This window comes from Streptomyces sp. NPDC046197, assembly GCF_040646295.1.
In the GTDB taxonomy this organism is placed as follows: Bacteria; Actinomycetota; Actinomycetes; order Streptomycetales; family Streptomycetaceae; genus Streptomyces.
Genome location: NZ_JBEYZY010000003.1, coordinates 122,111 through 135,166, shown reverse-complemented (window position 1 = coordinate 135,166; position 13,056 = coordinate 122,111). Strand labels below are relative to the sequence as shown.

At 71.4% G+C, this 13,056-nt stretch carries 18 protein-coding genes; 14 read left to right on the top strand and 4 right to left on the bottom strand.

Features of this window, described 5'->3' with window-relative positions; genetic code table 11:
• The first annotated feature begins 1 nt into the window (after window position 1).
• The 7 genes from sufC (at window position 2) to dapD (ending at window position 4,935) form a co-directional block, all read left to right on the top strand.
• Window positions 2-766: a Fe-S cluster assembly ATPase SufC gene (gene sufC / locus AB0A61_RS05780; RefSeq protein WP_361286653.1), complete on the top strand. Its 765-nt coding sequence runs from the start codon at window positions 2-4 to the stop codon at window positions 764-766.
• The gene (locus tag AB0A61_RS05775; protein ID WP_361286650.1) at window positions 763-2,019 is read left to right on the top strand and encodes a cysteine desulfurase; all 1,257 of its coding nucleotides are present in this window, start codon (window positions 763-765) and stop codon (window positions 2,017-2,019) included. Before sufC ends, AB0A61_RS05775 begins: the two co-directional genes overlap by 4 nt.
• A gap of 16 nt (window positions 2,020-2,035) precedes the next feature.
• A complete protein-coding gene (gene sufU / locus AB0A61_RS05770; RefSeq protein ID WP_361286647.1) occupies window positions 2,036-2,503 on the top strand; it encodes a Fe-S cluster assembly sulfur transfer protein SufU in 468 nt (155 codons plus the stop codon).
• Window positions 2,500-2,835: a metal-sulfur cluster assembly factor gene (locus AB0A61_RS05765; RefSeq protein ID WP_361286644.1), complete on the top strand. Its 336-nt coding sequence runs from the start codon at window positions 2,500-2,502 to the stop codon at window positions 2,833-2,835. Before sufU ends, AB0A61_RS05765 begins: the two co-directional genes overlap by 4 nt.
• A 164-nt stretch (window positions 2,836-2,999) precedes the next feature.
• The gene (locus AB0A61_RS05760) at window positions 3,000-3,320 is read left to right on the top strand and encodes a multidrug efflux SMR transporter (protein WP_361286641.1); all 321 of its coding nucleotides are present in this window, start codon (window positions 3,000-3,002) and stop codon (window positions 3,318-3,320) included.
• Window positions 3,320-3,856: a TetR family transcriptional regulator gene (locus AB0A61_RS05755; RefSeq protein WP_361286639.1), complete on the top strand. Its 537-nt coding sequence runs from the start codon at window positions 3,320-3,322 to the stop codon at window positions 3,854-3,856. Before AB0A61_RS05760 ends, AB0A61_RS05755 begins: the two co-directional genes overlap by 1 nt.
• 89 nt (window positions 3,857-3,945) lie before the next feature.
• Window positions 3,946-4,935: a 2,3,4,5-tetrahydropyridine-2,6-dicarboxylate N-succinyltransferase gene (dapD, locus tag AB0A61_RS05750; RefSeq protein ID WP_361286636.1), complete on the top strand. Its 990-nt coding sequence runs from the start codon at window positions 3,946-3,948 to the stop codon at window positions 4,933-4,935.
• Between the two features lie 155 nt (window positions 4,936-5,090).
• Here dapD and AB0A61_RS05745 read toward each other — a convergent pair whose 3' ends face one another.
• From AB0A61_RS05745 to dapA, 4 genes are all read right to left on the bottom strand, one after another.
• The gene (locus AB0A61_RS05745; protein ID WP_361286633.1) at window positions 5,091-5,822 is read right to left on the bottom strand and encodes a GAF domain-containing protein; all 732 of its coding nucleotides are present in this window, start codon (window positions 5,820-5,822) and stop codon (window positions 5,091-5,093) included.
• Window positions 5,822-6,652 carry a GAF and ANTAR domain-containing protein gene (locus AB0A61_RS05740; protein ID WP_361286630.1) on the bottom strand — a complete coding sequence of 277 codons (831 nt, stop codon included), beginning with the start codon at window positions 6,650-6,652 and terminating at the stop codon, window positions 5,822-5,824. Before AB0A61_RS05740 ends, AB0A61_RS05745 begins: the two co-directional genes overlap by 1 nt.
• Window positions 6,653-6,917: 265 nt before the next feature.
• Window positions 6,918-7,421, bottom strand: coding sequence for a hypothetical protein (locus tag AB0A61_RS05735; RefSeq protein ID WP_361286627.1), 504 nt, complete (start codon window positions 7,419-7,421; stop codon window positions 6,918-6,920).
• Window positions 7,422-7,506: 85 nt separating this feature from the next.
• Window positions 7,507-8,409, bottom strand: coding sequence for a 4-hydroxy-tetrahydrodipicolinate synthase (gene dapA / locus AB0A61_RS05730; RefSeq protein WP_361286625.1), 903 nt, complete (start codon window positions 8,407-8,409; stop codon window positions 7,507-7,509).
• Window positions 8,410-8,484: 75 nt separating this feature from the next.
• Here dapA and lipB point away from each other — a divergent pair, with 75 nt between their 5' ends.
• The 7 genes from lipB (at window position 8,485) to AB0A61_RS05695 (ending at window position 13,044) form a co-directional block, all read left to right on the top strand.
• Entirely contained in the window at window positions 8,485-9,123 is a 639-nt protein-coding gene (gene lipB, locus AB0A61_RS05725) for a lipoyl(octanoyl) transferase LipB (RefSeq protein ID WP_361286623.1), read from the top strand.
• A 203-nt stretch (window positions 9,124-9,326) separates the two neighbouring features.
• Window positions 9,327-9,461, top strand: a complete 135-nt coding sequence (locus tag AB0A61_RS05720; protein WP_361286620.1) for a hypothetical protein — start codon at window positions 9,327-9,329, stop codon at window positions 9,459-9,461.
• Complete coding sequence (locus tag AB0A61_RS05715) at window positions 9,458-10,159, top strand: hypothetical protein (protein ID WP_361286617.1); 702 nt, start codon at window positions 9,458-9,460, stop codon at window positions 10,157-10,159. Before AB0A61_RS05720 ends, AB0A61_RS05715 begins: the two co-directional genes overlap by 4 nt.
• Window positions 10,160-10,212: 53 nt before the next feature.
• A complete protein-coding gene (locus AB0A61_RS05710) occupies window positions 10,213-10,695 on the top strand; it encodes a phage holin family protein (protein ID WP_361286614.1) in 483 nt (160 codons plus the stop codon).
• Window positions 10,692-11,336: a DUF3618 domain-containing protein gene (locus tag AB0A61_RS05705; protein WP_361286611.1), complete on the top strand. Its 645-nt coding sequence runs from the start codon at window positions 10,692-10,694 to the stop codon at window positions 11,334-11,336. Before AB0A61_RS05710 ends, AB0A61_RS05705 begins: the two co-directional genes overlap by 4 nt.
• A gap of 330 nt (window positions 11,337-11,666) precedes the next feature.
• On the top strand, window positions 11,667-12,284 hold the full coding sequence (locus AB0A61_RS05700) for a helix-turn-helix domain-containing protein (RefSeq protein WP_361286608.1): 618 nt from the start codon (window positions 11,667-11,669) through the stop codon (window positions 12,282-12,284).
• Window positions 12,285-12,309: 25 nt separating this feature from the next.
• Entirely contained in the window at window positions 12,310-13,044 is a 735-nt protein-coding gene (locus AB0A61_RS05695; protein ID WP_361286605.1) for an SRPBCC domain-containing protein, read from the top strand.
• Window positions 13,045-13,056 lie beyond the last annotated feature (12 nt).

Genomic DNA, 13,056 nt, shown 5'->3' with positions numbered 1-13,056 from the left:
CATGGCAACGCTTGAAATCCGAGACCTGCACGTCACCGTCGAGGCCGACAACGCCACGAAGGAGATCCTCAAGGGCGTCGACCTCACCGTGAAGCAGGGAGAGACGCACGCCATCATGGGCCCCAACGGCTCGGGCAAGTCGACTCTCGCCTACTCGCTCGCGGGTCACCCGAAGTACACGATCACCAGCGGCACCGTGCTGCTCGACGGCGAGAACGTCCTTGAGATGTCCGTCGACGAGCGCGCCCGCGCGGGCCTGTTCCTGGCGATGCAGTACCCGGTGGAGGTCCCCGGCGTCTCGGTCTCCAACTTCCTGCGCACCTCCGCCACCGCGATCCGCGGCGAGGCCCCGAAGCTGCGCACCTGGGTGAAGGAGGTCAAGGAGACCATGGAGCGTCTCCACATGGACCCCTCCTTCGCCGAGCGCAACGTCAACGAGGGCTTCTCCGGCGGTGAGAAGAAGCGCCACGAGATCCTTCAGCTGGAGCTGCTCAAGCCGAGGATCGCGATCCTCGACGAGACGGACTCGGGTCTGGACGTCGACGCCCTGCGGATCGTGTCGGAGGGCGTGAACCGGGTCCGCGAGACCGGCGAGGTCGGCACCATGCTGATCACGCACTACACGCGCATTCTGCGCTACATCAAGCCCGACTACGTTCACGTGTTCGCGGCCGGCCGCATCGTCGAGTCCGGCGGCCCCGAGCTCGCGGACAAGCTGGAGAACGAGGGCTACGAGGCATACGTGAAGGGTGGCGCATCCGCGTGACACAGCTGCCGGGCCTCCTCGACACCGAGGCGATCCGCAAGGACTTCCCCGTCCTGGACCGGCTGGTCCACGACGGCAGGAAGCTCGTGTACCTGGACAACGCGGCGACCTCGCAGAAGCCGCGCCAGGTGCTGGACGCCCTGAGCGAGTACTACGAGCGCTACAACGCCAACGTCCACCGCGGTGTGCATGTGCTCGCCGAGGAGGCCACGGCGCTGTACGAGGGCGCGCGCGACAAGGTCGCCGCGTTCATCAACGCGCCGAGCCGCGACGAGGTGATCTTCACCAAGAACGCCTCCGAGTCGCTCAACCTCGTGGCGAACATGCTGGGCTGGGCCGACGAGCCCTACCGGGTGGACCACGAGACCGAGATCGTCATCACGGAGATGGAGCACCACTCCAACATCGTGCCGTGGCAGCTGCTCGCGCAGCGCACGGGCGCGAAGCTGAAGTGGTTCGGCCTCACGGACGACGGACGGCTCGACCTGTCCAACATCGACGAGGTCATCACGGAGAAGACGAAGATCGTCTCCTTCGTGCTGGTCTCCAACATCCTGGGTACGGTCAACCCGGTCGAGGCGATAGTCCGCCGTGCCCAGGAGGTCGGCGCCCTGGTCTGCGTCGACGCCTCCCAGGCGGCTCCCCACATGCCGCTGGACGTCCAGGCCCTGCAGGCCGACTTCGTGGCCTTCACCGGCCACAAGATGTGCGCCCCGACCGGTATCGGCGTGCTCTGGGGCCGCCAGGAGCTCCTGGAGGACCTGCCTCCGTTCCTGGGCGGCGGCGAGATGATCGAGACGGTGTCCATGCACTCGTCGACGTACGCGCCCGCCCCGCACAAGTTCGAGGCGGGCACCCCGCCGATCGCACAGGCGGTCGGTCTGGGCGCGGCGATCGACTACCTCGACTCGATCGGCATGGACAGGATCCTCGCCCACGAGCACGCACTCACCGAGTACGCGGTGAAGCGGCTGGCCGAGGTGTCCGACCTGAAGATCATCGGGCCGACCACGGCCGAGGACCGCGGCGCGGCGATCTCCTTCACGCTCGGCGACATCCACCCGCACGACGTGGGCCAGGTCCTGGACGAGCAGGGCATCGCGGTACGCGTGGGTCACCACTGTGCGCGGCCGGTCTGCCTCAGGTACGGAATTCCTGCGACCACGCGAGCGTCGTTCTACCTGTACTCCACGCCCGCCGAGATCGACGCACTGGTCGAGGGGCTGGAGCACGTACGGAACTTCTTCGGCTGAAGGGCGTGCTGAAACCGTGAAGCTGGATTCGATGTACCAGGAAGTCATCCTGGACCACTACAAGAACCCGCACGGGCGTGGTCTGAGGGATGGCGACGCCGAGGTGCACCATGTCAATCCGACCTGCGGCGACGAGATCACACTGCGTGTGAAGTACGACGGCACGACGATCAAGGACGTCTCGTACGAGGGTCAGGGCTGCTCCATCAGCCAGGCCTCGGCCTCCGTGCTGAACGAGCTCCTCGTCGGCAAGGACCTGGCCGAGGCGCGGAAGATCCAGGAGACGTTCCTGGAGCTGATGCAGTCCAAGGGCAAGATCGAGCCCGACGACGCGATGGAGGACATCCTGGAGGACGCGGTCGCGTTCGCCGGTGTGTCCAAGTACCCGGCCCGGGTGAAGTGCGCCCTGTTGAGCTGGATGGCCTGGAAGGACGCGACGGCCCAGGCGCTGGGCGGCGCCGACGCCGAAAGGAAGACGGCATGAGTGACACCGTGGAGATGAAGCCGGCCTCGGAGGAGGAGCTTCGCGAGGCCCTGATGGACGTCGTCGACCCCGAGCTGGGCATCGACGTCGTCAACCTCGGCCTGATCTACGGCATCCACATCGACGAGGAGGCGAACATCGCCACCGTCGACATGACCCTGACGTCCGCGGCCTGCCCGCTGACGGACGTCATCGAGGACCAGGCCAAGTCCGCCACGGACGGCCTGGTCGGCGAACTGCGCATCAACTGGGTCTGGATGCCGCCGTGGGGCCCCGACAAGATCACGGACGACGGCCGTGAGCAGCTGCGGGCGCTCGGCTTCAACGTCTGAGATCCACCGGCCGGGACGAGCAGAGCCGAATCGAACGGCGAGGTCCGAGCGGACCTCGCCGTTCGTCGTTCCGCCGATCGCGCGAGCGGCCGCCCGGACGCACTGTTCCGCGGGGCTTCCCTCGATGTGTACGACCGTACACATCGCCCGATACGCTTTTCCGCATGGGATACCTGATGCTCGCCGGTGCCATCGCCGCCGAAGTCGCCGCCACCACCGCCATGAAGTACAGCGACGGCTTCAGCCGGTTCGGGCCCTCACTGGTGACCGTCCTCGGGTACGTGGTGTCCTTCGGGCTGCTCGCCCAGACCCTGAAGACCGTCTCCATCGGCACGGCCTACGCGATCTGGTCCGGGGTCGGCACCGCGGCCGTGGCGGGTCTCGGACTGCTGCTGTTCGGGGAGGGACTCGGCCTGGCCAAGATCGCCGGCATCGTGCTGATCATCGGCGGGGTGGTGGTCCTGAACCTCGGTGGAGCCCACTGATGCCGCGCCGCTACGACCCCGATCGCCGGCAGCGGATCATCGACGCGGCGATCCGGGTGGTGGGCGAGAAGGGCATCGCCGGCCTGAGCCACCGCTCCGTCGCCGCGGAGGCAGACGTACCGCTCGGCTCCACGACGTATCACTTCAAGACGCTCGACGACCTCATGGTCGCCGCGCTGCGCCAGGCCAACGAGGGTTTCGCCCAAGTGATCGGCGCGCGCGCCGGCCTGGAGGACCCGCGGTCCGACCTGGCCGAGGAGCTCGCGGGCTGGATGGGGGAGTGGCTCGCCGGTGACCGTACCGGGGTCGAGCTGGAGTACGAGCTGTATCTCGCCGCCCTGCGCCGCCCGGCGCTGCGCCCGGTGGCCGCCGAGTGGGCCGAGGACCTGGCCGGCCGGCTCGCCCGCCGCACGGACCCCGTGACGGCGCGGGCGCTGGTGGCACTGATGGACGGCATCTGCCTGCAGGTGCTGCTGACGGGGGCGGCGTACGACGAGGAGTACGCGAGGGAGGTGCTGGCCCGGATGGTTCGGTGAGGGGCATCGACTCGAGGCGGCCGACCGGCACATGAGACGCCCCCTGCACCGGTTCGCACCCGCCGCGCCGCTCACGTTAGGTTTCCCCTATGACCGACACGACTGCTTCCCGCACCACCGGTGCCGTGGCCGCCGGCCTCGCCACGATCGCCTCCGACGGCACCGTTCTCGACACCTGGTTCCCCGCGCCCGAACTGGTGGCGGAGCCCGGCCCGTCCGGTACCGAGCGACTGTCCGCCGAGCGGGCCTCGGAACTGCTCGGCGGGGGCGCGACCGCGGCGATCGGGCCGGACGCCCGCCGCGGCGTCGAGGTGGTCGCGGTCCGCACGGTCATCGCCTCGCTCGACGACAAGCCGATCGACGCGCACGACGTCTACCTGCGCCTGCACCTGCTGTCGCACCGGCTGGTCAAGCCGCACGGGCAGAGCCTGGACGGCATGTTCGGCTTCCTCGCCAACGTCGCCTGGACCTCCCTCGGCCCGGTCGCCGTCGACGACCTCGAGAAGGTCCGCCTCAACGCCCGCGCCGAGGGTCTGCACCTGCAGGTGACGTCCATCGACAAGTTCCCGCGCATGACGGACTACGTCGCGCCGAAGGGCGTGCGTATCGCCGACGCCGACCGGGTCCGCCTCGGTGCGCACCTCGCCGAGGGCACCACGGTGATGCACGAGGGCTTCGTCAACTTCAACGCGGGCACCCTCGGCACCTCGATGGTCGAGGGCCGTATCTCGGCCGGCGTCGTGGTCGGCGACGGCTCGGACATCGGCGGCGGTGCCTCCACCATGGGCACCCTGTCCGGCGGCGGCAACGTGATCATCTCCATCGGCGAGCGCTGCCTGGTCGGCGCCGAGGCGGGCGTCGGCATCGCGCTCGGCGACGAGTGCGTCGTCGAGGCCGGCCTGTACATCACCGCGGGCACCCGCGTGACCATGCCCGACGGCCAGATCGTCAAGGCCCGCGAACTCTCCGGCGCCTCGAACATCCTCTTCCGCCGCAACTCGGTCACCGGCAAGGTCGAGGCACGCCCGAACAACGCGGTCTGGGGCGGCCTGAACGAGATCCTGCACAGCCACAACTGATCATGGTTGGCCGTGACGTGCGGCCGCCTTGCCGATCAGCGTCCTTACCTGGTGCCGAGGTGTCGGCAGTGGTCGGCGTTGGTCGTCGAGCGCCCTTCCACTGCCCCAGGGGGCCCGGAGGGGCGCTTCGGTCGTGCCCGCCTTTGCGCTGGTGTTCATCTGCGAGCCGCGAGAACGTCGTCAGGAGCCAGGTGGCGCCGGACCAGGTCGTGTGCGGCGTCGATGAGACGCCGGTGATGGTCGATGGCGTACCCGCGCAGAGCCGACCGCGCTTCGGACGGTGAGAAGCCGCCGTGCTCCGCGAGCATGCCGCTGGCCATGTCGACGGTCGCCTTGGCGGACAGGGCGGCCTGGACGCTGGTCCTGATGTCGGAGGGGCGCAGCGGATCGGGGCTCCAGTTGACCAGGGCGACGGCGGTCACGTCGGAGAGCGCCTGGGCCAGGTTCAGGTCGTCGGCGGTCAGGCCGCCGGGCCTGTTGAACAGGAGGTTCACCGCGCCGATGGTCTGGTGGTGCACGCGCAGGGGGAGTGCGTGGACGGCCTGGTAGCCCATCCGGCGTGCGAAGGGTGCCACGTGCGGCCAGCGGTCCCTGCCGTCGTTGAGGTCCCTGGCGTCGATCCGCCGGCCCTCCCGGTAGCAGTCGATGCAGGGGCCTTCGTCGATCTGCAGCTGGAAAAGTTCCAGGAAAGCCGTCTGGTCGTCGGTGACGGCCAGGGTGCGCAGATCACCGCGCACGGTCGCCACCATGATGCCGACCGCGTCGGCCCCGGTGAGCTCCGAGCAGTTGCGTGCCAGTCGTTCCACCAGCACCACCGGGTCAATGTCGTCGGCGACGGAGTCGGCCAGCCCGACGAGCGCCTCGGCGAGCTGCTGTTCCCGGTTCATCACCGTTCACCCTCACTTCCGCCGTCGCCGGCCTGCCGCCGGCCCTCGTCCCGGCCGTGGCCACCGCCCGGCTCCGATTCGAAGCGGAGTCTGCGTGCCAGGACGTCCTTGGCCACCTGGGTGACGGTGCGGCTCTCGGCAAAAGCGCGCGCCCGCAAACGGTCAAGGGCCTGATCCGGGTCCAACTGAAGCTGCACCATGACCATGCCGACGGCCTCGTAGACCTCGGTGTGGTCGGCTTCCGAGGCATCTACCCATGACGCTACTCCGTCTTCGTCCTGCCCTCCCCCTTCGGCGCTGTCTTGGGGGGGACGCAGATTGAGCAGAGCGAAGGTGACCGCGTCACGAGCCCACAGGGCGGTCCGCAGCTCGCTCTCCGACAGCGCTCCGACCGTGTCCCGGTACAGGTCGAGGGTGCCGATCGCGATTCCGCCGACGCCGAGCGGCAGGGAGAACACCGCCCGGACACCGAGGCCCACTGCCTCGTGGGCGAAGACGGGCCAGCGGCGGACATCCGGGCCCCGCGTGAGATCGGTTGCCAGCACGGGGGCGGCCCGGTCGAGAGCGGTCTGGCAGGGACCGTCCCCGAGGGTGTACTGGACCTCCGCCAGGCGGAACGCGACGTCGTTACTGGCGCACCACGTGGCACTCACGCCCGGCCCCCCGGACAGCGACACGGACGCGCCGCTGACCGGCAGGAGCCGCATGCAGGCACGGCACAGCAGCTCGGGGGCCCGGCGGGCATCGACGCGGTGGGCGGCACCCGCGACGGCCTCGATGATGCGCCGCCGCTCCTCCGACTCGGACTCCCCGGGGTCCTCAGGGCGCACCGTCATCACCCCCGCGTCGTCCCGCACAGTCAGCAGACATGATCCACCACAATCCCGATCCGTGTCGGCAGGCGGCCGCGGCACCAAACGTCGCAGCGGCCACGTCCCGTTGGTCACCGGCGACTTGCTGTGGCATGACGGGTGCCCAGACTTCCGGCGACCCACCGCGCCATTCCGACGGCCCGAATGTGCAGAAGACGCCGGTTGTGCCGGGCCGTGCCCATGTCATGTCGGCATGACGGCTTGCTGTCCTGCCGACATGACGTCACGCCGTGACGGAGCCCGCGAACCGCGCCAGCGCGCCGAAGTCCGGCTCGCGCATGCCGAGCCTGGGATCGACGTGGTGGAGCAGCGCGGGCCCGGGATGCTCTGCGGCCACGTACGCCGCGTCGGCCGGGCTCTGCTCGTCGTCCACCCAGGCGAAGGGCCGTCCCACGGCATACGCCACGATGGCCTCGGTCTTCCAGTGCACCCCGTCGGGGCGCATCGCGAACAGGCCCGCACCGAAGTCGACGTACGGCAGCTCGGGCAGGCCGACGACCGGGGCGATCCAGCGGTTCGCCGCGTCCATCCAGGTGGTGGCCCAGCACAGGTCGTACCCGAGCCCCAGCAGTGCCGGGCCGTGCGAGGGGTTCAGCCACACCCGCAGCGCCCGGCCGGGATGGAGGGCCACCCGGATCGTCGTGTAGCCCTCGGGGCGCCGCTCGGGCTGCGCGGCCCACGGGTTGAGCGGGCCGTCGACGTCGAGGAACAGCAGCGGGCGGCTCACGAGGCCACCGTACGGCACCGGCACCGGCGTTCAGCGGCCCCGGCCCGGCCGAGCGCGAGGCTCGCGGTGGCGGAGGGCTCGCGGTTCAGTCGGCCAGGAGGCGCTCGTAGCGGGCCAGCAGCCCGTCGACCGTCTCACGGTCCGCGGGGCGCAGGGGCGCGCGTACCGGGCCCGCGGGCAGGCCCAGCGCGCTCAGCAGGCCCTTGACGGTGACGGTGCCGGGCAGGCCGGAGGACATCACCGACTCGATGAGCGGGGTGGCCCGCTGCTGCAGCCGCGCGGCCAGGGCCGTGTCTCCCGCGTCGAACGCGTCCAGGACGGCGCGGAGCCGACGGGGCACGACGTTGGCGACCGTGCTGACGTAGCCCACGCCGCCGACCGCGTACAGGGCGAGGTTGTGCTCGTCGCAGCCCGCGTAGTACGCCAACTCCGTCTGTGCCAGCACCTTCTGGGTGCCGAGGAAGTCGTAGGAGCAGTCCTTGACCGCCACGATCCGTGGGTGCTCGGCGAGCCTGAGCATGGTGTCGGGCTCGATACGGGTGCCGGTGCGGCCCGGGATGTCGTACAGCACCACCGGTAGTGCGCAGGCGTCCGCGACCTCGCGGAAGTGTGCCTCCAGCGCGTCCTGCGGCGGCCTGCTGTAGTACGGGGTCACCACCAACACCCCGTCGGCGCCCGCCTTTTCGGCCCGGAGCGCCAGCTCGACGGTGTGCCGGGTGTCGAAGGTGCCGACGCCCGCGACGACGGACGCCCGGTTCCCGACCGCCTCGCGCACGGCCCGCACGAGCGTGGTCTTCTCCTCGTCCGTCGTGGTCGGCGACTCGCCCGTCGTGCCGTTGAGCACGAGTCCGTCGCAGCCCTCCGACACCAGCCGGTCGGCGAGCAGCCGGGCTCCGTCGAGATCGAGCGCACCCGATGCCGTGAAGGGGGTGATCATGGCGCAGAGAGCCCGGCCGAAGGGAGGGCGGGGAGCCGCTGTGGTCGTCATGAAAGTAGTGTCGGCGGCGCGATCATGAAGCTCCACTTAATTCTCCTACGAGATATCGGTAAGGGATGCTGCGGCATGGGTGACATCGAGCGGATCGACCTCGGCGAGGTGCCGTACGAGGACGCGACGGCGGAGATGAGCGACTGGGTCGCCCGGCGGCGCGCAGGGCAGATCCGGGACCGGCTCGTGCTCCTCACCCACCCGCCCGTCGTCACCTACGGCTCCCGCACGCCGCCCGCGGAGCTGCCCGCCGATCCGCGCATCCCGCTGGTCCCGGTCGACCGCGGTGGGCAGGCGACCTACCACGGGCCCGGCCAGCTCATCGGCTACCTGGTGCTCAACCTGCGCGAACGCGGCCCCGGCGACATCGTGCGCTGGGTGGAGAACGGGCTGGTCAGCGCCTGCGCCGCGCTCGGTTGCAAGACGGTGCGGCGGGACACCCCGCCCGGCGCCCAGTCGCTGGTGGGCGTGTGGACGCCGGACGGGCGGAAGCTGGTCTCCATCGGCATGCGCATCCGGGGCGGGGTGACGAGCCACGGCTTCGCGCTCAACGTCACCTCCGACCTGGAGGAGTTCGCCAGGTTCACCGCGTGCGGCCTGCCGGATGTCGCCATGACGTCCCTGGCCGAGCTCGCGGCGGAGCAGGGCCGTCCGGCACCCGGCGAGCGGGAGGTCAGGGACGCGGTCGCGAAGGCGCTCGGCGCCCATCCGTAGGGACCACGCTCGGCGTGCACCTGTACGGACCGCGCTCGGCGTGCACCTGTACGGACCGCGCTCGGCGCGCACCCGTACGAGCCGGACCCGACCCGCGGAATCGGGCGGTGGATCCGCGGGCCGCACGGGCCCAGTGTCCAAAGTGCCCCTTCATGGGTCACCATGGCCAGGACGGTCACCGACGGCACGTCATGGGAGGCGTCATGAAGCTCGGCAGGGCACTGGCCACCGGCGTCGCGGAGGAGCAGCCCAGGGTCACCGAGGAGGAACCCGAACGTTCCGAGGAGATCCAGGAGTCGCAGACCGCCGCGCCCGAAGAGGTTCCGGCCGCCCGATGAGGCTGCGGCTGCCCGCGGAACGCCCGACGGAGCCGCCGACCGGATACAAGATCGCCCACCCGGTGCTGTCCCAGGACGGCACCCGGGCCGGGTTCACCGGTGTGTCGCTCGGCGGCGCGCTGCCCTACGGGGTCCTCGACGAGGCGTCCTGCGTCTACGGCCGACGGCACCGGGCGCCCGCCCGCCTGTGCGACTGCGGCTTCCACTGCGTGCACGACCGTGCGTCCGCCGAGGCGCTGCTGTGCACCGCGGAACACCGGGCGGCCGCGCTGCTGGAGGTCTCGGTCCTCGGCGCGTACATCCGTTTCGAGCGCGGGTTCCGCTACGCCCGCCAGCGGGTGCGGACGGCGACCGTCGGACGGTGCGCGTGCGGCGCCGCGGCGTCCGCGCTCGCCGACGCGGGCTGGGGCCGGCCCGGATGGTGGGCCCTCACCGCGACCTGCGCGGACTGCGTGCGCGGCCGTACGCCCGTGACGCTCGCCGGCTTCGCCCGGCTGGCCGGCAACGGTCTGCGGGTCGTGGCGGGCGGCGGCGGGGTGCCACCCGGCGCCGGAGCCGGGGCGCCCGGCGGGCCCGAGGGCCTGGGCGTGCCCGAACTCGTGGCCGAGGCCGCCCTGTTGCAAGCCCGGCTCGACTGGTTCCAGACCCAGCTGGCCCGGCTCGGCGAACGCGGTTCCGGCGGCGCCGGCCAAGGGTAGCGCCGTGCTTCCCGGGGTACTCGGACGTTCCGACCGAGAGGAGGCGGAACACCGTGACCGGGACCATGGACGCCAGGTCCGCGCGCGACGGGCACCACCCGGCGGCGGGCCATGCGCCGGCCGACCGCGCGGCGGACGGCCACTCGACGGGCGCCCACTCGGTGGGCGAGCTCGTCCACCAGGCCACCGACCAGCTTTCCCAGCTCGTACGGCAGGAGGTTGCCCTCGCCAAGGAGGAGCTGACCGAGAAGGGACGGCGCGCGGGGCGCGGCGGCGGCCTGATCGGCGCCGGTGGCGCCATCGCCTACGTCGGGGTCATCGCGCTCGCCGGTACGGCAACCGCCGCGCTCTCGCTGACGCTGCCCGTGTGGGCCGCGGCGCTCATCGTGACGGCCGTGCTGTTCGCGGTCGCAGGCGTGCTGGCCGCGGCCGGCCGCGCCCAGCTGCGCCGCGCCGCACCACCCACACCGGAGGAGACGCTCGGCAGTGTCAAGGCGGACGTCGAGGAGATCAGGGAAAGGGCGCACCACCGATGACGGACAGGACACAGGGGGCGGACGGCCCCGAGCGGGCCGCCGGCGCGAAAGGCCCCGACGAGCTGCGGCAGCAGATCGAGCAGACGAGGAGTCAACTCGGCGACACCGTTGAGGAGTTGGCAGGGAAGGCGGACGTGAAGGGCCGGGCGAAGGCCCGCGCCGCCGACCTCAGGGACAAGGCCGGTGCGATGACGGTGCAACTGCGCAGCACCGCCGCGCAGGCCGGTCACCGGGTCCAGGAGAAGGCGTCCCACGCCGGTCACCTGGCGCAGGAGAAGGCGTCCCACGCCGGTCACCTGGCGCAGGAGCGGGCATCCCACGCCGGGCATCTGGCGCAGGAGCGGGCGGCCCACGCCGGGCACCTGGCGCAGGAGAGGGCCGGCCGCGCCGGGCACCGTGCCCATGAAAAGGCCGCCGAGGTCGGTCACACGGTTCAGGAGCGGGCGGTCCGCGCCGGGCACACGTTCCAGGGCAAGGCCACGGACGCGGGTCACGCGGTCGAGCACAGGCTGCCGCAGCCCGCCCGGTCCGCCGTCGACGCCTGCCGCCGCAACCCCCGCCCGCTGCTGATCGCGGGCGCGGCCGGCGCGGTGGTCGTCACGGCCGGGGTCTGGGCACGACGGCACTACAGGCACCACTGACCCGACCGTCCGACCGCCCGATCGGGCGAAGGCCGCCCCCACCGCCAGGAGCAGGTAGGTGGGGGCGGCCTTTTCGCTGCGTTCAACGTGTCCTGACCGTAAGGCACTTGATTGAAGCGACCGGCCGGTCCGGCACGCCCGGCAGCGGCACTCGCGGCGCACGAGCGAGCAGCCGCAGTGGTGGCCTCCCCCGCCTGAGTGGCCGCGTCCCGGGAGCCGCGCACCTTCGATCGAGCCATCGGCGGGCCTCCTCCGCCGGAGGTTCCAACCCATCTGTCCGAAAACTTCAGCCGTCTGGACAAAAAAAGTTTTCGGTGAGACGGTGGAGCCATGCTGGACGTGACCGTGATCGAAGATCCCGAGGCCGCAGCCGTCTCCCTGGACCCGGTGCGGGCCCGGCTGCTCGCCGAGCTGGCGGCCGGCCCCGCGTCCGCCGCCATGCTTGCGGGCAGAGTCGGCCTGCCCCGGCAGAAGGTGAACTACCACCTGAAGGCACTGGAGCGGCACGGTCTGGTCGAGCTGGCCGGCGAGCGCCGCAAGGGCAACGTCACCGAGCGGCTGATGCGCGCCACCGCCGCGTCATACGTGATCTCGCCGCTCGCCCTCGCCTCCGTGCAGCCGGACCCGGACCGCTTCCGCGACCAGCTCTCCGCGCGCTGGCTGCTGGCCCTCGGCGCCCGGCTGGTGCGGGACGTCGGCTCGCTGATCACCGGCGCGGCCAAGGCCCGCAAGCGGCTCGCGACCTACGCGCTGGACGGTGAGGTGCGCTTCGCCTCCGCCGCCGACCGCGCCGCCTTCGTCCAGGAACTCACGGCCGGGGTCGGCGCCCTGATCCGCAAGTACGACGTGCCCGACGCCGAGGGCGGCCGTGACCACCGGATCGTCGTCGCCGTCCATCCCACGGTCAAGGACCAGCCCGGCACCACCCCGGAACCCGACTCCCCGTAAGGCCCCCAGCGAGCAGGAGCACCCCATGTCCAAGGAATTCGAGATCGTCCGCGAGTTCGAGGTCGACGCCACCCCGGAGGAGGTGTGGGAGGCCGTCACCATCGGCACCGGAGGCTATCTGTGGCCGATGGAGCCGCCCGAGCCCCGGGTGGGCGGCACCGGGCCCTTCGGCTCCGAGGTCACCGCCTGGGACCCGCCGCACCGCTACAGCAACCGCGTCGAGAACGTCGAAGGCATCTCCCGGCAGACCCTCAACCAGCTCGACCACACCATCGAGCCCCGCGACGGTGGCCGCCGCGCCTGGGTGCGCTACGTGCACAGCGGCATCTTCGTGGACGACTGGGACAACCAGTACGACGGCGCGAGCAAGCACACCGACTTCTACCTGCACACCCTGCGCGAGTACCTGACCCACTTCGCACCCCGTCCGGTGGCCTTCGCGACCCTGAACGGCCCCGAGGCGTCCGTCGCGGCCGACGCGTTCACCGCCGTCGCCCGGGCCCTCGGCCTGCCGCGGGACGCCGCACAGGGCGCCGCCGTGCGCGCCCAGGGGCCCGGCGGGCGGGTCCTGGACGCCGTGCTCGACTACCGCGACCCCTACTTCATCGGGCTGCGCACCGACGACGCCCTCGTCCGGTTCTTCGGCCGCAACCACTGGGGCGCGCCGGTGGGCATCAGCGTGCACGACTTCGCGTCCGGCGCCGACGCCAAGGCGAACGAACTGGCCTGGCAGGAATGGCTGGACGGGGTCTACGCCTGACCGCGCGGACCC